Genomic DNA, 18,699 nt, shown 5'->3' with positions numbered 1-18,699 from the left:
ATTATTTGTTCAATCCTTTAGAGTAATAAATACATATCGAGTGACATTCATTTCAATTTTTATTGTATGCGACTAATAATTGAGAGTAATAATGCGGTTTTGGAATTACAATTCGTTGATTATTTTTAAACGTTAAAATAAGCTCCCTACCAATAGCAGATGTAGTTTCAAATTTTTCTTTCACAGTACATAGCTTTTTATCTAAGTACTCTAGTTTTATTTTATTTTGTTCTAAAATTAAGCACGAAGGTATGTCAAAGTAGTACACAATATCATTAAAAAAGGCATAGTGATATTTCTTTAATTCGGGTTTCAAGATAGGAGAACACCATTCGATATAAAGAAAAAAAATGCATAACATGGTAAAAATAGCATTTAATAGCCACACATATGTGTCTTCTGACTTGCGTGTAAATGCAATTAAAAGACATTGTGAAGGTAATGTAAATAAAAGCAATAGTGCAAAAAAATATGTAAATTCTAATGATTTTTGATTTTTTATAGGCGCAAAGGGAATAGCGCATTTTTCAATAAGTAAAGCTAAAAAGAAAAGAATGAAAGCAATGAAAATATAGAACGTGCTAGCTATTAATAAAGTATTAGCTCCTTTTTTCAAAAAAAATGTCTTATGGCTTATATATGCAGGGAGGTGTTTTTGTGATTGTTTATAATAAATGAAAAAGCTAAACATAAAGCTTAATGCTATTAAGGAAGCAAAAATATTTTTAATCTCTCCATGAAAATAATATTTAATGAGAGCCAAATAAAAACATATGATTACGATTGGATAAAAAAAATACTGCTTTACTGTTTGAAATTGTAAATCAATACATTTATGGATTAAGATTTCTTTCATAGGTGTAAAGAAATGAATCATCAATAAGGTCCATATGCCAGGAAGTAGGATGATAAACCAACATTTTAGAAGTACCGTTAAAACAATTAAGGTTGCTGGCCAGAAATTTGAGTTAAGGTTGCTAATTAATTCTGGAAAGAGAAGAGGGAAAAAATTAAATATAATAAAAGAGAAACAAGGTGTCCATAAAAGTATAAGCTTACTTGCTGTTGATATGTTAGAGAATGGTTTATTTAAATTCATAGATATTTCCAAAAATGATGCGTGGAGAGTGACTGGAATCTCCCGACACATTGGTCTGAAATTAAATTGATTAAGATTATGCGCTACTATTATATAGTAACTCTAGTTTTTGGCTCTCCCCCAAATGTAGGGCACTTTAATGGATTATAGTAATCCAACTCTTTGATTCTGCAATCAAAAGAGGATCAAAGTGCCGAAGAAGATATTATCCTAAATTTACCTGGTTACTAATAGTCAAGGTGACAGGAAACAATCCTGTGTATATAGAGAAATTCATTTTTCAACCTATTAGAATCATTTTTATTGAATAATGAAGCCCATTAGAGGGGGGCTTAATTAATCATTTAAATTAAATTGACACTAATATTCCTTGATTCCCAACGTTGGACGATATTGATATCAATATCAAACAAATCAAGAACGCGCCCTACACTATGATTAACTAGATCGTCGATGGTTTTCGGATTGTTATAAAAAGCAGGGATGGGAGGAGCAATTGTTGCTCCTATTTCTGTAACCCGCTTCATGTTTTCAATATGCCCCAAATGCAAAGGTGTTTCACGAACCATTAAAACTAACCGCCTACGCTCTTTTAAAATGACGTCAGCTGCACGTGTTAATAAATTTGATGTCGTGCTATAAGCAATATCAGCCAAAGTGCGCATTGAGCAAGGTGCAATAATCATTCCTCCTGTTAGATAAGAACCACTCGAAATGCATGCTGCTATATCACTGATTGAATAATATCTATCGGCAAGGTTATAAAGATCAGCGGCTGTAAGAGTCGATTCATAAGCTCTGGTTTGTTGAGCTGCCTTGGAAACAATGAGGTGCGTTTCATAATCTGTATATCGCAATAACTCGAGAAGACGTACACCATAAATTAAGCCAGATGCTCCAGTTATCCCTATAATAATACGTTTTTTTTTCATAAAATCATCTGTCAGATTAAATAACTACCAGACCATTAAAGCAGTCTGACTTCCAAATAAAAAACCAAAATACTTCCATTCAACCGTCAGAGTAGATCCGTATAACCGTATTCAGACCAATTTTTGAGAACTTTTTCCTGAATGTCTTTGGGCCAATTAGTTTCAAATTTGGCTGGAGTCGGGATTTCTTCTTTGCTCCAAGTTTCTGGGCGTAAACAATTATAAATAATTTTTGGACACTTTAATGATTTCTTCTCTGCATCAGATAAAAAACCAACTAAAGGCATGGGCAAATCTTCGTTAGGAAATAATAAATGTTGATCAGGATGACAACGCGTTGCAAAAGCCCATACCACATCATTAATATTACTCGCATCAATGTCATCAGCCATGATTAAGATTTTGGTCATCCAAATGGCTGGCTTTATTTTAAATAGAACTTTCTTAAATTCATCTATCAATGTATTGATAGAATATTTTCCGCGGTTTTTTTTATGCCAGATGTAATTTCTATCCACTGTAATGACTAACCAATGTACTGCGCTTTCAAAAGGAATAAAACATTGTGTGACTGGCAATCCTGCATTTTTTAAATCAGCATATATCTTGGATGACATACCTAATGCCCAACAAGAATGATTTTCCTCAATAGGGTAACCACCAGCAACCACCGGCAAAATACCTTCATTTCTGTAAGAAATAGCCGATACATTAATGACAGGATTATAGTTTTTAGACGCAAGACATATGCTTCCTGAAAATTCACCCATCGGCCCTTCCATTGCCTTTTCTGTGGCAGAAAACTCTCCTTCAATCACAATTTCTGCTGTTGCCGGAACTTCCAAATCAACCGTTTCACATTTAACCAATTGTAGAGGGTGTCCAAGGTAGCCACCAATTAAATCCCTTTCAGAAACTCCAGAAGGAACCCCCATTCCCGAAACAAACGGAATGACAGGTGGGCCTCCCTGGAAAATTGCAACAGGCATATTTTTACCTTGAGAAAACCATTCTTCCTGGATTTTCCGTGTGTCCTGACCAGGCACCACATTGGCCACACAACGCTTCTTGTCAAGCAACATAATTCTTGCGATACCCCAATTAACCCATTGGCCATCAACTGATTTAGCTACAATAGTACCAAAGGTATTGAGATAACGACCGCCATCATTCTGATTAATTTGAGGAGCAGGTAACTGCTCTAAATCCACTTTTTCCCCAAGGAAAATATTTTCCTTACAAGGCCCGGTAGAAACAATCTCCGGTTTAATCGGTGTTGAACACTGTAATTTTACCAATGCCTCAATAATTTCCTGGGATGTTGCATCTGGTTCAAGTCCTAAAGAAATTGCTACTCGAGTGAGGAATAATTTAGGCTGGCGACTGGCTCCAGCAGATGCACCTAAAACCCTTAGCCCATTATTCAATTTCGTATTTTTGTATTTTAGATTGGACATTAGAGGTGCTGGTGCTTTCAAATCATAACTACGTCTTATTATTGCACCTGCTTCAAGAAATAAATCCACTTCTTGATCAATGGGTTGAACCTCGTTAATTTTGGAGAGTTCGTTAAGATATTCACGCAAATCATTGAGGTGCTTTGTCATCATCATTCCTTGTATCATTCCTTGATATGTAGTCAATTATCTCACATAAGATATTTATAACAAGCCCATTTTATGGCAATGAATTAGACTTCAAGTATTAATAAAAGTTTAAAAACTAGAGCATAAAGAAAGAATTAAGTTGATTTAAATAATGGAAATTGTTCTATTCTTCTATGGAATCTTAAGGAAAATTAAAACCTTTTCAAATGTTGATAGTTACAATTGATTAGGGTTTTAACGATTAATTGAGGATTTTTAATTATCAATTTTAGTGGTGTGAATGTTGATCGCTTGAGATACACATAATCCCTTGTCATTTAAATTTAGGAATTTCTTATGAGAATTCTTCTATTGTGTTTTTTAATATTTTTTCAGCTACCACAAACTTTTGGAAAAGCGAATGAATCACTTAGATTTGCTTTAGATAAAAATGTGAAAAATAACTATAAAGAAGATAATTTTATTATTCCTCAATATCGTTTTAAAAATAATCAGACATTGGAGAATCTACGAATACATTACATTACTATGGGTACCTCTCACAAAAATAAACGAGGGGAAATTACAAACGCGATTTTATTTTTGCATTGGACGGGTGGAAGTGGAAAAGAAATGCTTATCCATTTTAAACAGGCTCTATTAGCCCCAGAAAAACCCTTTGATGCGAATAAATATTTTCTAATTTTTCCAGATAATATTGGCCAAGGTCATTCGAGCAAACCTAGTGATGGGTTACGCATGGCCTTCCCTCATTATAATTATCACGACATGGTTGAGTTGCAACATCATTTAGTTACTGACAAATTAAAAATTGCTCATTTAAAGATGATTGTTGGAACTTCGATGGGTTGCATGCATGCTTGGATGTGGAGTGAGCTATATCCTAATTTTATGGATGGCATTATGGCAATCGTATGTCTTCCTCAGCAAATTGAAGGACGAAATTTATTATGGCGACAAGTTGTTGTTCACAGTATAAAAAATGATCCATCTTGGCAGAATGGAAATTATAAAAATACTCCTTACGGATTAAAGGCTGCTTGGCCATGGGTAGCGATGATGGTAGATGGTACCCCACATATGCAGCGTATAATTTCTAATCCCAACGAGGCGAGTAATTACATTCATTCAGCGATGTTAGAGAGTGCAAAGCATGATCCCAATGACGTAATATATATTATGTCAGCCTCATCCAGTTATAGTCCAGAGCCTTTATTACATTCTATAAAAACCAAGGTTTTTGCTCTTGATTTCACCGACGATGCTTTAGATTCTCCCAATTTTTATCGCATGCCTGATTTAATGAAACACGTTAAATATGAAAAATGGGTTTTGCAGAATAGCACACCTTTTTCACATGGCCATTTTACCTTATTATATCCAGAGTTATGGGTCAACCATGCGAAACGCTTTGTCCAATGGATTAATCATTCAGAAAAATCAGAGTAAGGCTAAGTTATATAAATCGTACTCCCCAATACTTAGCGGGAAATCACTGGTCTTGGTTTGTGGGGGAAGAAAAATATATGATATGCTGCCGTTTAATAAAAACTAAATCCGAGGATAGATAAACATGGACGACCCTGTAAGAGACTTAGCTGATAAAATATATGCAGTAAAAGAACGCGCTAAAAAAGATAGAACCTTTTTAGATTCATTGCTCGCTGATCCGAAAAAATTATTAAGTGAACAAGGTGTCGCTATGGACAACATAGCCACTGTCAGTGCCGAATATCATGATGGTTATGAGGTTGTTATTTTGCCTACTTTTAAAGTAACCCCATCTTCCTCTCCTGCCCCAACAAAACCAAGCGATGAGCAAAACAAACAAAACTATGATTTTTTAGACTGTCATAATTTTTGAGGAATAATAATGGACGATCTTCGGGACTGGTTACATTATTTAGATGACAATGAATTACTTAGCGTTATTCGCGATGATGTAGATTTAAAATATGACTTAATGCATATTGCGCAAAAATTTGAGGGTAAAAAAGCTTGTTTTTTCCCTAGACCTTCTAACCACTCCGTGCCTGTGGTCACTGGAATTCTACAACAACGAAGTTGGGTTGCAGCGGCATTAGGGATTCATCCGGAAAAATTATTATCGCGTTTACAACATGCGGTAAGTCACCCCATGCCATGGCAAGAGGTGCCGCAAGATCAAGCTCCCGTACATGAAGTAGTTATTAATAAAGACATTGATATCAAAAAAATATTACCAATTGTCACTCATCATGAAAAAGATGCGGGACCCTTTATTACTTCTGGATGTGTAAACGCTAAAAATCTAGTAACCAAAAAACAAAATTTTGATATACACCGTATGCAGGTTCAAGCACCGGATAAACTAAGTATACTCATATTACCACAGGATTTATTTGCTTACTTTAGTTATGCAGAAGAGCAGAATTTGCCTCTGCCGATCACGATCACTATCGGCCATGATCCAATTGTGCAACTTTCTTCTCAAGCTATGGCACCACTTGACCTATGCGAACTTGAAATTGCAGGTGCTTTAAAAGGTAAACCATTACCAGTGGTCAAGTCGTATACTAACGATATCATGATTCCAGCAACTGCCGAATTTTCTATCGAAGGACGCATTTTACCTAATGTACGCTGCTTAGAAGGCCCTTTTGGTGAATTTCCCAAATATTATACTGGTTATAGTATGCTTCCCGTGATTCAAATTGATTGTATCACTCATCGCAAGTCACCAATCTATCAAACCAATAACCCTGCAGGGGCAGAAAATATCGTTTTAGGTGGGGTGCCACGTGAAGCGAGTATTTTAGAACGAATGCAGGTTATCTTTCCAAATGTCACTGACCTACGTCTAACTCCGGGAGGACAGGGTCGCTACCACATAGTAATTAAAATGAAAAAAATCAGTATGGTCAAGCAAAAAATGTTATCGCTTGTGCTTTTGGTATGCACTACGATATCAAATTAGTTACCGTTGTTGATGAAGATATTGATATTGATTCACCCGATCAAATTGAATGGGCGGTCGCAACTCGTTTTCAAGCCGATCGTGATTTGGTAGTGATGAATCGTGCCTTAGGCTCAAAACTTGATCCGTCGGGTGACAGTCGTGGTCTATCCTCTAAAATGGGGTTGGATGCAACCGCTTATCTTGGGGATAAAGATCATTTTTATGTGTCTAAAACGTTAGGAGAAAACATTGTTGATCTCCGCAAGGTGTTAAATCCAGATACCCATTTGTTTAAAAAAATGTATAAGGGCACTTAGCCTTTTACTAGAGATGTTTCCTCCCTATTTTAATGGAGTCCCTTGATGAAAAACCATGCGCCAGTGACCATTTGTCAATCTCCAAATTGAAGACCGCATAGTTTGTCTTTTTTCAGTAATTGAGGGGCCTTTCGTCGTACTAATATAGGTTAATATGAGGATGTTCTCAGCAAGCGGATAAGCTTTAAAGGCATCTCCAACATATTCAGATTTATCATCACTGGCAAGCCATCGCACTACTTCAGTTTTATCATTAACAACGGTGCTACTACCAATTTCTACAAACTCATCATCAATAAGCTCAGCAAGTATATCTGGCGAATCAGTTCTATTAAGTAATTGTATTTCTTGTTTAATAATTTGATTAATGATCTTAATATCCATTATTGCACCCATAATCAGGCTGATTCCATGGCTCTACCCCAAATAAGGCCTTTTAATCAAGTTAGTTTAGACTAACCTTTGATTTGAGGGTCAAAAGGAAGATTAAAATGCCTAAGAAAGATTGTATCCTAAATTGACCGGGATATTCTATTAAAGAGTAAGTGGAGAAAACCCGGTATATATAGAGGTAAGCCATCGTTGGGTGGTTCGTTGTATTCATTGCGGTAAATAAGAAGTTACGTAAAAAAGACAGTTTTATAAGACGTATACGTCATGAGTCTATTAGTTTACGTCGTAGCTATTTGTGCTTAAAGGCTTATAAATATTATTGCCCACCTTGCGGTCGTTATTTTAATCAACGCTTTCCTGGGATAGGTAAACATCAAAGAGCGACAGAGAGTTTACGTAAACAGATCTTTCATTATCACAGTAAAGGAGTGAGTCAAAAGGATTTGTCCCGTGATTTAAAGCTTGGGAAATCAACTGTAGAGGGCTGGTATCATCACGGTTATGAGCTTCGCCATAAGAAGATAGCGACACGTTCTTGTCCTAGAGTATTAGGCCTTGATGAGCATTCGTTTAATCGGAAAGTTGGTTATGCTACGACTGATCTTTCCTCGAAAAACCGGACACCAACATTATGCAACCAACCTAAAGTCATTCGGGGTCTGAAACCCTAAAATTGAATGGATGCGCTGACGATTGTAAAACACTTCAATGTAATCGAATAGAGCTAATTGAGCTCCTTTCTAGTTTTATATTGTTCCCCATAAATCATTTCGACTTTCAAAGTATGATAGAAACTTTCCATAACTGCATTGTCATAACAGTTACCCGAGCCACTCATGGAGCAAATAAAACCATGTTTTTGAGAAGCGATTGATCAGCATTACTGCATATTGAGATCCTCTGTCAGAATGATGAATGACGCCATTAGGTGGGTTATTGCGGTGAATCGCCATGATAAGAGCACCTTCAATAAGGCTTGTAACCAACCGAGTTCCCATGCTCCAACCGACAATCTTTCGATTGAATAAATCCATGACCGTAGCTAGATAAAGCCAGCCCTCATCAGTATGAATGTAGGTTATATCAAACGCCCAAGCGGTGTTAATAGCAACAGGATTAATTGTCTTCCCAAAATATTTTCGGCCACAGGCTTTGAGTGGCGACTATCTGTTGTCACTTTAAAACGCCTTGCCGCTTTAGGTTTGAGTCCTTCCTGCTGCATTAAGCGTTTGATCCTCTTTTTCCCATGATATTTACCCAACTTACGCAATGCCTGTTGTAATCGAGGCATGCCGTAGGTTTGACGCGATTGCAAAAATTCATCCCGAAGCGTTTGTGCTAAACGTTTATCTTCTTGTATACGTGAGCTTTCAGAACCTTTTAACCAAGCATAATAGGATGTTGTACCACAAAGGGAAGTAAATGAGTTAAAACGTCAAATTAAACAATTAGAAAGAATCTTAGGTAAAAAGACTTTAGAAAACGAGATTTTAAAAGAAGCAGTGAAGTTAAGTCGCGAAAAAAAACTGATCTCGCGACAATCCTTGCTCGGAGTGGAAGATATGGAATAAGAGCCATAGCCAATGCTCTTAAAGTTTCCCGTTCCCATTTAACGACAAGGATAAAAAAGATGGAAAAAAATTGTTCTCGTGCGTCTCGAGTCAACCCAGAGGAAGACGAGCTCTTGCTACCTTATATAAAGAAAATAGTTGATAAACGAGCTAGTTATGGCTATCGCCGTGTAACCACATTACTTAATCGTCAACTAAAGCAGGAAAATAAGAATAAAGTAAACCATAAAGGAGTTTACCGTATTATGAAAAAGAATGGCTTATTACTTCCAGCCTACGGAAAAAAACCAACACGACTACATGACGGAAAAATTATTACCTTGCATAGCAATACCCGATGGTGCTCCGATAGTTTTAGTGTTCAATGTGCTAATGGAGATAGAGTATTTATCGCTTTTTCTATGGATACTTGTGACCGAGAAATTCTTAGCTATATTGCATCAACTGTTGGAATTGATGGTGCTGCCATTCGTGATTTAATACTCGAAAGTGTTGAGTATCGATTTGGTAAAATAAACCAGCTTCCAAAAACTATTCAGTGGCTAAGTGATAACGGTCCTTGCTATGTAGCACGGGAAACTGTTAGCTTTGCTAGAGAGCTGGGGTTTGATGTTTGCACAACTCCTGCTTATAGCCCAGAAAGCAATGGCATGGCAGAAGCCTTTGTAAAAACTTTTAAACGCGATTATATCGCTTTTTATGATCCTATGAATGCTGAATCATTAATGAAAAACTTACCGATTTGGTTTGAGGATTATAATAATTTTGCCCCACATAAAGGGCTTAATAGGATGGCTCCAAGAGAATTTCGATTGGCCATTTCAGCTAACTAGATGGTTCGGTTTAGGAGGGGCAACTCCATCGGCATCTTTAAAAGATGAAATTTCATAACTCTTAACTACTGGTAAATTTGCATTCGCCAAAACTTGTTTAAGCTTATTTTTATATCGGCAGTTTATAATTGTTTCAGCGCTGTTGTATGGCAATTTATAAAACTGTGCAATAACGAATCCAGAATTTAGTACAAAGTCATTTAATGGTATAACACCAATTAAATGCATTTTGCTTTTATGTAAGTAATTTTGCACATCTTGGAGTAGCACATCAGGATTCGTTTCACTAGAACGAATAACTTTTGAAGGATATTTATTCTCATGGAAAGGTGCATTCGGGGCTACTGTAATAACCGTTGCATTAATCGCTTTTTCAATACCGATTAAAGATCTTTCTCTTTGAAATTGATTTGCTCCTAATACTAAGATACAGGTATTCGACATAATATTTACCTCTTACGAAAGCACAAAACGATTCTCATATTGAGAAACCTGTATAATTTGGGAGAGATGCTCTTTGGTGGTACCACAACACCCACCAAGTTTTTTTAAGTTCAACTTGTCCTTTAATTCCTTTAGTTCCTGGGAGAATTGTTCTGGCTCATCCGCAACTGGCTTGTTTAATTTTGCTAGCTCAGTGGGTGACAAACAAGAGCCGTTTGCTTGCAATCCGATTAATCTATTTATATTTTTGGAATTGCTGTCTAATAGTTCAATAACTGATGAGTGTGTGCAGGTAACTAAATAACCGAGAGGCTTATGATTAGTTCTACTATCTATTTCTGTAATAGCCTCATTAAGAGTAGTACCATCTAATAATTTTCCATTGTTCCCCAAAATAAATCCAATTGTATACTCCATTCCTGATTCATCACATGCTCGGGCTATCCCTGTCGCCTCTGAGAGAGTGGGTAGAGTAACTATATTGATAAAATCAACTGGCATACTTTTAAAAAGATTGATTTGTTCCTTATGGTAATTGTAAGCTTCTTCAATACTTGGTTTATTTTCCACACTATAAGCATCAAACATGGAGCCCAGTGGCGCACCAAGAATCACAGTTACGTCGCTTTCCACCTCTTTCTTCAAATCAATTATAACTTGAAGATTATTTAAATTAATTTTTTTTACCTGCTCAAAATCTATAAGACCATTGGTGGCAAGATGATTACGGCTAGTTCGAAAGGTCGCGGCGTTTATAATAATGGGAGTATTATATTCGCGTGCGATAGCTATATCGCCTTTATATAACTCAGTTAATATTTTTCTACTCTGACTATCTTTAGAAAAATCATTGCCAGTATGGCCATAGTCATACTTGAGACGTGTACCTAGAGGGCCATTTTCAACGATTAGATCATAATGTTTTAATGCTTGAGATAATCTCATATTATTATACCAAGTTTGCTTTGACTAAAAAGAAATAAACATCTTCACTCATTAGAAAATCGATATAGGTTGTTGGATGAATCCGATCAAAAAACCAATGAGTCCACGGAGAGGAGCAATACTTATTATGAATATAATCTATATAATTACCGCCATGGAGATAACAGGCATTCTCTTTCTCATAAAGATACAGTTTCTGACCTCTCCATTGATATTTTTTGAGTGAAGAATAAACTTTGTAATCAAAGGAATAAGTATCATAAAGATGGACAATCCTATCATTTTGATAAAGATTTAATATTCCTAGATTAAATTGTTCAATCATCTCATCTAAAGTATTCAGATAGTTATTTTGATATTCATCAGCTAATTGTTTAGATAGAGGAAAATGTTTTAAATCACGCCATTTAAATAAAATAATTCTATTTGCACCAATTTCCTTTAAACGATTAATTTGTTGACTTAAGTGATGTAGTAAATCGCTAATAAAAGCTTTATTTTCTTCTTTACTAATTGGTTTGTAATTCAACACATCATTAGTTCCAATAAATACAAAGAATAAAGAATTATTGGGATTTATATTTACATCCTTGAGATACTCATCGATTTGTGATGACAGATCGGGAACAGTGAAGGACCATTCTTTTTCTTCATTATGAGTCAAAAGCTCTATTTTACCCAAGAGCTGAGCTTGGCCATAAGCATAATTTCTATATGCTGTAATATCCATATTATCGATACCCAACTTCATAGCTAAATACTCCGACCAGGTTGGACCATTCGTAAATCGCCCTAATGAATAAGCACGGCCAGGGTAAGTATTAGAGGATTTTTTGAAGGTATTACCATTGTCAGAATAGCTATCACCAAAGATAACAATTTGATTATCAGTGCTAATTGCAAATAATTGTTGAGGGAAATAGAAACATAGAAGGAGTACGAATATTTTTGATATTGTTAAAGGCCGCTCAGGGCGAGATTTAGAGGCTTATTTTAAAACATTGGAAGGCAAAGAGCGTGTACGTGTCGTGTGTATCGATTTAAGTAGCAGCTATCGGGCTTTGGTGAAACGCCACTTTCCTAAGGCCAAGATTGTGGCTGATCGCTTTCATGTCATCCGATTAATTAACCAACTGAGCATGCAAACCTTTCATCAAATTGATCCCACAATGAAGTATCAAAGAGGCACACTCATGGCTTTGAAGACAAAGCCAGAGAATCTAACGTCATTACGTTTAAGCAAACGCGACCAATACCTGAAACAACAACCCGCGATTGCTGCGATTTATGATTTTAAACAACAGTTGCATGAACTATTAACTAAGAAGCATTGTACAGCAAAAGAGTGTAAACGCTTATTACCGCAATTCTTGGAAATGGTTAAAGAACTAAAGCAAAGCGCTTTTCAATCGCTTAGAACTTTAGGAAATACACTATTTAAATGGAGAGAGGAAGTCGTTAGAATGCTTCGTTTTACTAAGAATAATGGAATAACTGAAGGGTTTCATCGAAAGATGAAATTGATTCAACGCAGGGCTTATGGGTTTAGAAATTTTGAAAATTATAGATTAAGAGTTAGAGTGCTTTGTGGATGAGTAAAGTGCCCCCGGATTTGGGGAAGACCCTGAAATTGATTCAACGCAGGGCTTATGGGTTTAGAAATTTTGAAAATTATAGATTAAGAGTTAGAGTGCTTTGTGGATGAGTAAAGTGCCCCCGGATTTGGGGAAGACCCAAATTATAGATTAAGAGTTAGAGTGCTTTGTGGATGAGTAAAGTGCCCCCGGATTTGGGGAAGACCCAAATTTTGAAAATTATAGATTAAGAGTTAGAGTGCTTTGTGGATGAGTAAAGTGCCCCCGGATTTGGGGAAGACCCGAAGACCCGCCCGATCCCCTAAATGGCGCGCTCGGAGGGACTCGAACCCCCGACACCTTGGTTCGAAGCCAAGTACTCTATCCAGCTGAGCTACGAGCGCAATTTGGGTTACTGCTTGATAATTCGGTTTATTGCTACACTGTTGTCTGGACTTTGAAAAGCATAGCCAGAATGGTGGGCCGTATAGGATTCGAACCTATGACACAGAGGTTAAAAGCCTCCTGCTCTACCGACTGAGCTAACGGCCCTTACAGGTAAACAAAATTTTAGATCACACCACATTAAATTACTACTTTAGTGGTGGGCCGTATAGGATTCGAACCTATGACACAGAGGTTAAAAGCCTCCTGCTCTACCGACTGAGCTAACGGCCCTAAAGAGGCTGGAATGATACCGGATTAAGGTAAAATTTCAAGTGTTTTCTGTCTTTTATTTTTCATTAGTGCTCGACCTGTGTATAAATCATCACTGCCCGCCAAAATCGTCCAGCCTTCTGCGATTAAACTGCTAACTTTGGGCTTTAACACACGCTTCGGTACAATCAGAAGTAAAACATCCGCGCCTAAAGCACCACAGCCTTTAACGGCCAAGACATCTTCCTGCCGTCTAAAAATTTGAATATGCTGCAAACTATGCGGTGCAACAAGATTACAATTTATCAACGTTTGCTGGTAATTATTAATTGCCTCAACTAGCGCATGACTGTTTGCTTGTTCAAACGCTCGCTTGGCGTGCTCTGTAATAGCAGATAACTCATTAATGGAAGCTGGTAAGGTCATTTGCTGCAGATGATAATGGGTTGCCAACTTTTGACCACTATGCAGTAATAAAAAAGCAACGTCTTCAAAAACCCAATCATAAGTTTCCATGCTATCGTTTTGACGATTAATATAGACACAGCGATTTTGGACTTGCGCCAACACGTCATAGCCACTTGGCCTTAACCCTTCTCCTTTCCAGGCAAATTGGTAATAAGCATCCAGTAGAGCTTCAAGATTTGGTTTAATATGTAATAGATGGCAACTTGCAAAGTATGCACCTATAAATTGAGCACTGGAGGCCCCTAGCCCTCCCTTTCCTTCATAAGGATCACGCCAGTGTAATCCCTGCATGGGAATACAATGGTGTATCCACCATTGTCCTGCAGGCGACTCAGGATGAATACCGTGCATTAAACTGTCATGGGCAATGGCTAATTCAAAACAGGGAGCGGTTGTTAATACGATGGCGGAACCACCAGCGACAGCGGCATATTCGCCAACTAAAAACGTTTTCGCCGGGATATGCCATTTCATGAGGTTATCCGAGCTTGTCTAATTTCAGTTAAAAGGTCATAAGCGTTATTGACACTCACTCGTTTATTTGTGATCAACCAGTGCTGCAAGCGTTCTTTCAAAACTGGCATTTCATGATCTGTAGCCCCTGCTACTAATAGCAAATTATCGATGTGCAACTTCATATGACCTTGAATAATTCCTTCAGTACATAAGGCTCGAATAGCGCCTAAATTCTGCACCAAACCTACTGCTGCCAGTATACGGGATAAATGGTTGGCTGATTGAACACCCATCATACGTAAACAAAGTTTTGCTGTAGGATGCAGTGCTGTAACCCCACCTACAGTACCAACGATAATTGGTGCTGTTAACTCACCAACAAGGCATCCTTCCTGGTAACGCCAGCGCGTGATAGCCTGGTAGTGACCAGAGCGAGTCGCATAAGCATGAATTCCTGCTTCTACAGCTCGCCAATCATTACCCGTCGCAATTAATACTGGATCAATTCCGTTCATTACGCCTTTATTATGAGTAGCGGCCCGATAAGGATCAATTTCTGCAAATAAGGAAGCTTCTTGTAGACGTTCCCCTAATTCTGGCTCGACGTTACGAATAGTTACCTTTGCTGTAGTTAGTTTTTCATCGTTTAGATTGGATAGAATACACATGGTAACTTGTTCACCAGTGATATTTTCTATCGGCGTTTTTAAAAATTCGAGAACCTGATTAATAATATTGGCACCCATAGCATCACAAGTATTCATTGTGACATGAATAACCCCCATATCCCCGCCATCATGCCGAGGGATATGGCGCAATTGCAAGTCTATGACACCACCACCTCGTTTAACCATGGTAGAGGCCACTTCTTCATTGGCTTTTTCAATTAAAAATTGTTTATTTTCACTAAAAATAGTGGACAACCTGGCAAAATCACTAACCTTTGCCATTTGAATTTGACCAAGAATACACTCCCCGGTTACCCAGGTTTTAATTTCTCCATGCTGTCTTATCCATTTGGCAGTTTTAGACAGGGCGGCAATAATGGAGGTTTCCTCAACTGCTAAAGGAATAACGTAGTCTTCTCCATCAATACAAAAGTTAGTGGCTACTCCTAAAGGAAGCTGAAAATAACCAATAACGTTTTCAATTAATTTATCCGCAAGAATAGTCTCTTTTACTCCTCCCTGCTGCAGGTATTGAATATCTTCAGCAGTTAAAGCACCCAGCTCTAATAAACGTTGAAAACGTTCCTCACGTGTTAACTTGGAAAAACCCTGAAATAATTGATCGGCTTTATTGCTTAAAAGCATGCCTTCTCCTTAAGTTCAGCGAGTATCCGGCTACCAGTGCAAAACATAGCAACCTTTAATTCATATTCAATTGCTGTCATCAGAGCATATACGTTTTCTGCATGTTGCAAGGCCACATCGAGCATCGGTTTTGCAAAGCCTACAGTGCTTACACCTAATGCAAATAGCTTGGCAGCATCCAGCCCATGACGTACACCACCTGACCCCCACACCTCAAAAGATGGAGACAAGGAAACCGCATTTTTAACACTCTGTACCGTATCAATTCCCCAATTACGAAAGCTCACTGCAGCACGTTGGTGAACACTACCTTCGGCGGCACGATGTCCTTCAATTCTTCCCCAATGTGTTCCACCCAAACCACTGACGTCAACCGCGCTGATTCCGATTTCATTTAAACGTTTAAGCGTTGAAAGTGAAAAGCCGCAACCTGTTTCCTTAACAATGACAGGAATTGGGAGTTTATCCACTAAAAGGGTAAGCGCACGCCAACATCCTTTAAATGAAGGCGTCCCTTCAGGCTGTATTGCTTCTTGTAAAGGGTTGCAGTGAACAATTAATGCCTGGGCCTGTAAAGCATCTGCTAAACGCTGAAGTTTAACTATTGGCGTATTAATTATTTGGGCGATACCCAAATTACTGAACAAAGTAACCTCAGGAAAATCTTTACGTAACTCTTTCCATTCTGTAGCTGCTTCCCTATCTGTCAATTCACGTCGCTGAGATCCCACCCCCATAGCCCATTTACTTTCAGCACAGGCTGCAATCAAATTACGATTAATATTAATCGCATCCCGATGTCCAGCAGTCATCGAACTCACTAAAAAAGGTTTCTCAACAGGTTGGCCAAACCGTTCACCACGGATTGTAATATCAGCAAAATCTAGATCAGGCAGTGCTTCATGAGTGAGAGAAATTTCGTCGAAGGCATTCCGTTCACTGGCTTGATTCGCTTCCATTAACGCAAGAGCAATATGATCCTGTTTGCGTTTTTCAAATTGATTGTAGTTGTCTTGCATGCCCTAATAATTACACTATAAAAATGGTATATATTTTAGCACAATTTAATGCCGTCTAGAAACCATCGATTTAATCGCTTAGTTGCAGCAACAGTGAATAAGAATCATGCAAGCGTGTATTAAGACGGGCAAAAAAATACATTAAATTATAAAAACCAAGTGCCTTATCATTTAATGCTACAAATTGTTTTGGATGGAGAGTAATTGCTTTATCAAGTATATCGAGCAAATGCTGTGCAGAAATCATTTCATTAGACTTGAAATTATTTAAGAGCTTTACCAATACTTGTATATTATGCTGGGTGATATGCACGGCTATAGCAATATTTTTTTTATCCTCCTCGCTTAAAATAGTACATAACCATTGATAAGCTTCAATTACATTAGCAATATACTGCGTACAGAATAAAATTTGGGTGAGAAGACTATTAAAATCTCGCATCGTCATGCGATGAAAAAAAACCTCATAACGAATAGATAAAGCTTGTTTACGTATTTTTTGAAATTCCATCAGCAAGTCTTGTTTAATTATGAGTTGCTCTTGAGGTAATGTGCCAAAAATAGAAGCGATACTTCTATCCATTTTTTCAAGGTAAGCAATGAAAATTTCTGTAACGTTGGTTTTAACTGGTAAGAAAAAAAAACCTACTAATACTGCTATTAAGGCTCCTAAGGCTGTTTCCTCAATTCGCTGTGTTAGCAACAGAAAATTCCAATCATCAAGCAAGGCAAAGAAAAAAACAACAAAACCAGTTAAGGTAAAAACAGCAATCAGATTATTAATCGTAAGCAAATAGACAGTAAAAAAAATAAAAACCAACAGAATGGTTATAGTAAGAATTTCACTGGGAGGAAGAATAAAATATAAAAAAGTACCACAAACTCCACCTAAAATAGTCATTAAAACACGTTCAATCGACCGCTTTACACTTTCGCCCCAGGTTTGTGCAGTTAACGCCATCGCTGTTAGCGTGGCCCAGTAACCATGATCCATCTCAAATTGTCTGTTAATTAGCTCTGTGATGGCAATGGCTATAGCCGCTTGAAACGCCATTCGGGTGGTATTTCTAATTTTCATGACTAAAATCCAACAGTTTATTAAATTGTTGAACCATAAATCTTAAACTTAAATTCAAGTTTAAAATTGCCATTACTAAATCAGGCGCAGTTATTTTTTCTTTACTGACTGTCTGGATCAATTTTTCGAAAGAAATTTCTATTTGTTCGGCACTGACTTTATAAGACTTATCCATTTTAGCTGAAGCAAACCATTGTGAAAGCTGTTTATTAATTTTACTTATTCTTAATCTGAGTTCTTTGGATAAAAAATGATGGTGAGTGCCCAGATGGCAATAGGCATCAATCATAATGATATAAGCTTGGGCTAATGCATATTCAGAAAGCATTAGCTCGCTAATTAAATTTTCCTGTTGCTCATCAAACAGATCGCTCTGATCAATACTCTGATTACTATCCAGCAAACGATTTAAACGCTTTTTGGTTCGCACAAAAGAAAGGCGGTAAAAATCCAAAGAATTACCAGGCAGTAAAAGATAGCGCCTCATTTCATTTAAACCCTGCGCCAAACTGCTAAAGAAACGATTGGAGTTGTGTACATACAACCGCCGATAATTTTCTGGAAAAATGACCAGCATCACCACAGCCGAAACAACTAAACCTGTAATTAAACCATGAATATGACTCCATGCCTCAGCGGAAGAACTAAAAGGTAAAATGGTTGCCATAAAACACAAAAGCCAAATCATCAGCGGAGCCACGCTGGTTTGTAATCTAAACCGACGAGCGTAATTCACGGTAAATCCCAATAATATCAACACAATCGCCTTTAAATTATCAGCCTCACGAATAGCAAGTCCTAAACTAAATGAAGCAAAATAAAAAATATCAAATAAAATAATCTGCCCTACTCGCCACAGATAGTGTTTAGCAAATGAACCTTGCATTGATATAGCACAGGAGATAGACGCCATTGCCTTTGTCGCTACTGACTCATTTTGAACAAGAAAAAGTGTGATCAAGATAGCCAAAATGGTTTTCATGGCATGCTTTAATCGAAAATAACCAGGATCGATTTCCCAAAAAAGAGTGGTAGTTGTTTTAAATTAAACACGT

At 37.3% G+C, this 18,699-nt stretch carries 21 protein-coding genes, 3 tRNA genes and 3 pseudogenes; 9 read left to right on the top strand and 18 right to left on the bottom strand.

Annotated features, from left to right (window positions below):
• Positions 1-52 precede the first annotated feature (52 nt).
• Positions 53-856 (bottom strand): hypothetical protein, encoded by an 804-nt coding sequence (locus clem_RS02950; RefSeq protein ID WP_232505538.1) that lies wholly within the window; start codon positions 854-856, stop codon positions 53-55.
• A 49-nt stretch (positions 857-905) separates the two neighbouring features.
• Here clem_RS02950 and clem_RS14955 point away from each other — a divergent pair, with 49 nt between their 5' ends.
• On the top strand, positions 906-1,169 hold the full coding sequence (locus clem_RS14955; protein WP_094090244.1) for a hypothetical protein: 264 nt from the start codon (positions 906-908) through the stop codon (positions 1,167-1,169).
• A 274-nt stretch (positions 1,170-1,443) separates the two neighbouring features.
• Here clem_RS14955 and clem_RS02940 read toward each other — a convergent pair whose 3' ends face one another.
• The gene (locus clem_RS02940) at positions 1,444-2,031 is read right to left on the bottom strand and encodes a UbiX family flavin prenyltransferase (protein ID WP_094090243.1); all 588 of its coding nucleotides are present in this window, start codon (positions 2,029-2,031) and stop codon (positions 1,444-1,446) included.
• Positions 2,032-2,117: 86 nt separating this feature from the next.
• The gene (locus clem_RS02935) at positions 2,118-3,644 is read right to left on the bottom strand and encodes a UbiD family decarboxylase (protein ID WP_157698160.1); all 1,527 of its coding nucleotides are present in this window, start codon (positions 3,642-3,644) and stop codon (positions 2,118-2,120) included.
• Between the two features lie 330 nt (positions 3,645-3,974).
• On the opposite strand from clem_RS02935, the gene clem_RS02930 reads away from it, so the two are divergent.
• From clem_RS02930 to clem_RS15040, 4 genes are all read left to right on the top strand, one after another.
• Positions 3,975-5,087, top strand: a complete 1,113-nt coding sequence (locus clem_RS02930; RefSeq protein WP_094090241.1) for an alpha/beta fold hydrolase — start codon at positions 3,975-3,977, stop codon at positions 5,085-5,087.
• 124 nt (positions 5,088-5,211) lie between these two features.
• Positions 5,212-5,502 carry a hypothetical protein gene (locus clem_RS02925; RefSeq protein WP_094090240.1) on the top strand — a complete coding sequence of 97 codons (291 nt, stop codon included), beginning with the start codon at positions 5,212-5,214 and terminating at the stop codon, positions 5,500-5,502.
• A 9-nt stretch (positions 5,503-5,511) separates the two neighbouring features.
• A complete protein-coding gene (locus clem_RS02920; RefSeq protein ID WP_232505537.1) occupies positions 5,512-6,594 on the top strand; it encodes a UbiD family decarboxylase in 1,083 nt (360 codons plus the stop codon).
• A complete protein-coding gene (locus tag clem_RS15040) occupies positions 6,573-6,893 on the top strand; it encodes a UbiD family decarboxylase domain-containing protein (protein ID WP_232505536.1) in 321 nt (106 codons plus the stop codon). Before clem_RS02920 ends, clem_RS15040 begins: the two co-directional genes overlap by 22 nt.
• Before the next feature lie 24 nt (positions 6,894-6,917).
• Here the strand turns inward: clem_RS15040 and clem_RS02915 are convergent, their stop codons facing one another.
• Positions 6,918-7,277, bottom strand: coding sequence for a nuclear transport factor 2 family protein (locus clem_RS02915; RefSeq protein ID WP_094092254.1), 360 nt, complete (start codon positions 7,275-7,277; stop codon positions 6,918-6,920).
• A gap of 149 nt (positions 7,278-7,426) precedes the next feature.
• On the opposite strand from clem_RS02915, the pseudogene clem_RS02910 reads away from it, so the two are divergent.
• A pseudogene (locus clem_RS02910) lies at positions 7,427-7,885 on the top strand (transposase family protein); the annotation flags it as partial.
• Between the two features lie 30 nt (positions 7,886-7,915).
• On the opposite strand, the pseudogene clem_RS15385 reads toward clem_RS02910, so the two are convergent.
• The 3 genes and pseudogenes from clem_RS15385 to clem_RS02890 form a co-directional block, all read right to left on the bottom strand.
• Positions 7,916-8,055 (bottom strand): annotated as a pseudogene (locus clem_RS15385) (IS3 family transposase).
• Between the two features lie 52 nt (positions 8,056-8,107).
• Entirely contained in the window at positions 8,108-8,359 is a 252-nt protein-coding gene (locus clem_RS02895) for a DDE-type integrase/transposase/recombinase (RefSeq protein WP_232505595.1), read from the bottom strand.
• Between the two features lie 5 nt (positions 8,360-8,364).
• Complete coding sequence (locus tag clem_RS02890; RefSeq protein WP_157698159.1) at positions 8,365-8,601, bottom strand: IS3 family transposase; 237 nt, start codon at positions 8,599-8,601, stop codon at positions 8,365-8,367.
• Positions 8,602-8,826: 225 nt separating this feature from the next.
• Between clem_RS02890 and clem_RS02885 the strand changes: the two genes are divergently transcribed.
• Positions 8,827-9,690: an IS3 family transposase gene (locus clem_RS02885; protein ID WP_157698262.1), complete on the top strand. Its 864-nt coding sequence runs from the start codon at positions 8,827-8,829 to the stop codon at positions 9,688-9,690.
• Here clem_RS02885 and clem_RS02880 read toward each other — a convergent pair.
• From clem_RS02880 to clem_RS02870, 3 genes are read right to left on the bottom strand one after another with little or no spacing between them, the layout of a single operon-like run.
• On the bottom strand, positions 9,679-10,134 hold the full coding sequence (locus clem_RS02880) for a hypothetical protein (protein WP_094090235.1): 456 nt from the start codon (positions 10,132-10,134) through the stop codon (positions 9,679-9,681). The two genes, clem_RS02885 and clem_RS02880, sit on opposite strands and share 12 nt — an antisense overlap.
• A 12-nt stretch (positions 10,135-10,146) precedes the next feature.
• Positions 10,147-11,079 (bottom strand): homocysteine S-methyltransferase family protein, encoded by a 933-nt coding sequence (locus tag clem_RS02875; RefSeq protein ID WP_094090234.1) that lies wholly within the window; start codon positions 11,077-11,079, stop codon positions 10,147-10,149.
• Between the two features lie 4 nt (positions 11,080-11,083).
• A complete protein-coding gene (locus tag clem_RS02870; protein ID WP_232505593.1) occupies positions 11,084-11,953 on the bottom strand; it encodes an SGNH/GDSL hydrolase family protein in 870 nt (289 codons plus the stop codon).
• Positions 11,954-12,023: 70 nt separating this feature from the next.
• Here clem_RS02870 and clem_RS02865 point away from each other — a divergent pair.
• Positions 12,024-12,674 (top strand): annotated as a pseudogene (locus tag clem_RS02865) (ISL3 family transposase); the annotation flags it as partial.
• Positions 12,671-12,784 (top strand): transposase, encoded by a 114-nt coding sequence (locus clem_RS15380; RefSeq protein WP_157698158.1) that lies wholly within the window; start codon positions 12,671-12,673, stop codon positions 12,782-12,784. The pseudogene clem_RS02865 and the gene clem_RS15380, both read left to right, overlap by 4 nt.
• Before the next feature lie 196 nt (positions 12,785-12,980).
• Here clem_RS15380 and clem_RS02860 read toward each other — a convergent pair.
• The 8 genes from clem_RS02860 to clem_RS02825 form a co-directional block, all read right to left on the bottom strand.
• A tRNA-Arg gene (locus clem_RS02860) sits at positions 12,981-13,057 on the bottom strand.
• Between the two features lie 72 nt (positions 13,058-13,129).
• Positions 13,130-13,205 (bottom strand) — tRNA-Lys (locus clem_RS02855).
• Positions 13,206-13,255: 50 nt separating this feature from the next.
• Positions 13,256-13,331, bottom strand: a tRNA-Lys gene (locus clem_RS02850).
• Between the two features lie 24 nt (positions 13,332-13,355).
• Positions 13,356-14,252 carry a hypothetical protein gene (locus tag clem_RS02845; RefSeq protein WP_094090232.1) on the bottom strand — a complete coding sequence of 299 codons (897 nt, stop codon included), beginning with the start codon at positions 14,250-14,252 and terminating at the stop codon, positions 13,356-13,358.
• Positions 14,249-15,547: a hydroxymethylglutaryl-CoA reductase, degradative gene (locus clem_RS02840; protein WP_094090231.1), complete on the bottom strand. Its 1,299-nt coding sequence runs from the start codon at positions 15,545-15,547 to the stop codon at positions 14,249-14,251. Before clem_RS02840 ends, clem_RS02845 begins: the two co-directional genes overlap by 4 nt.
• The gene (gene fni / locus clem_RS02835; protein ID WP_094090230.1) at positions 15,538-16,566 is read right to left on the bottom strand and encodes a type 2 isopentenyl-diphosphate Delta-isomerase; all 1,029 of its coding nucleotides are present in this window, start codon (positions 16,564-16,566) and stop codon (positions 15,538-15,540) included. Before fni ends, clem_RS02840 begins: the two co-directional genes overlap by 10 nt.
• A gap of 70 nt (positions 16,567-16,636) precedes the next feature.
• Positions 16,637-17,644, bottom strand: coding sequence for an FUSC family protein (locus clem_RS02830; protein ID WP_094090229.1), 1,008 nt, complete (start codon positions 17,642-17,644; stop codon positions 16,637-16,639).
• Complete coding sequence (locus clem_RS02825; RefSeq protein ID WP_094090228.1) at positions 17,634-18,626, bottom strand: hypothetical protein; 993 nt, start codon at positions 18,624-18,626, stop codon at positions 17,634-17,636. The genes clem_RS02830 and clem_RS02825 overlap by 11 nt, the downstream gene beginning before the upstream one ends.
• Positions 18,627-18,699: the final 73 nt, after the last annotated feature.

Origin of the sequence: Legionella clemsonensis, assembly GCF_002240035.1 — a bacterium.
GTDB lineage: Bacteria > Pseudomonadota > Gammaproteobacteria > Legionellales > Legionellaceae > Tatlockia > Tatlockia clemsonensis.
The sequence above is the reverse complement of the archived record's forward strand: the minus strand, read 5'-3'. Positions and strand labels throughout refer to the sequence as shown.

Coding starts and splice junctions, on each gene's coding strand:
- clem_RS02915 (WP_094092254.1), bottom strand. CDS start 7,277: ATGGATATTAAGATCATTAATCAAATTATTAAACAAGAAATACAATTA.
- fni (WP_094090230.1), bottom strand. CDS start 16,566: ATGCAAGACAACTACAATCAATTTGAAAAACGCAAACAGGATCATATT.
- clem_RS02880 (WP_094090235.1), bottom strand. CDS start 10,134: ATGTCGAATACCTGTATCTTAGTATTAGGAGCAAATCAATTTCAAAGA.
- clem_RS02875 (WP_094090234.1), bottom strand. CDS start 11,079: ATGAGATTATCTCAAGCATTAAAACATTATGATCTAATCGTTGAAAAT.
- clem_RS02940 (WP_094090243.1), bottom strand. CDS start 2,031: ATGAAAAAAAAACGTATTATTATAGGGATAACTGGAGCATCTGGCTTA.
- clem_RS02950 (WP_232505538.1), bottom strand. CDS start 856: ATGAAAGAAATCTTAATCCATAAATGTATTGATTTACAATTTCAAACA.
- clem_RS02840 (WP_094090231.1), bottom strand. CDS start 15,547: ATGCTTTTAAGCAATAAAGCCGATCAATTATTTCAGGGTTTTTCCAAG.
- clem_RS02935 (WP_157698160.1), bottom strand. CDS start 3,644: ATGATGATGACAAAGCACCTCAATGATTTGCGTGAATATCTTAACGAA.
- clem_RS15040 (WP_232505536.1), top strand. CDS start 6,573: ATGCACTACGATATCAAATTAGTTACCGTTGTTGATGAAGATATTGAT.
- clem_RS14955 (WP_094090244.1), top strand. CDS start 906: ATGATAAACCAACATTTTAGAAGTACCGTTAAAACAATTAAGGTTGCT.
- clem_RS02825 (WP_094090228.1), bottom strand. CDS start 18,626: ATGAAAACCATTTTGGCTATCTTGATCACACTTTTTCTTGTTCAAAAT.
- clem_RS02920 (WP_232505537.1), top strand. CDS start 5,512: ATGGACGATCTTCGGGACTGGTTACATTATTTAGATGACAATGAATTA.
- clem_RS15380 (WP_157698158.1), top strand. CDS start 12,671: ATGAGTAAAGTGCCCCCGGATTTGGGGAAGACCCTGAAATTGATTCAA.
- clem_RS02930 (WP_094090241.1), top strand. CDS start 3,975: ATGAGAATTCTTCTATTGTGTTTTTTAATATTTTTTCAGCTACCACAA.
- clem_RS02830 (WP_094090229.1), bottom strand. CDS start 17,644: ATGAAAATTAGAAATACCACCCGAATGGCGTTTCAAGCGGCTATAGCC.
- clem_RS02845 (WP_094090232.1), bottom strand. CDS start 14,252: ATGAAATGGCATATCCCGGCGAAAACGTTTTTAGTTGGCGAATATGCC.
- clem_RS02925 (WP_094090240.1), top strand. CDS start 5,212: ATGGACGACCCTGTAAGAGACTTAGCTGATAAAATATATGCAGTAAAA.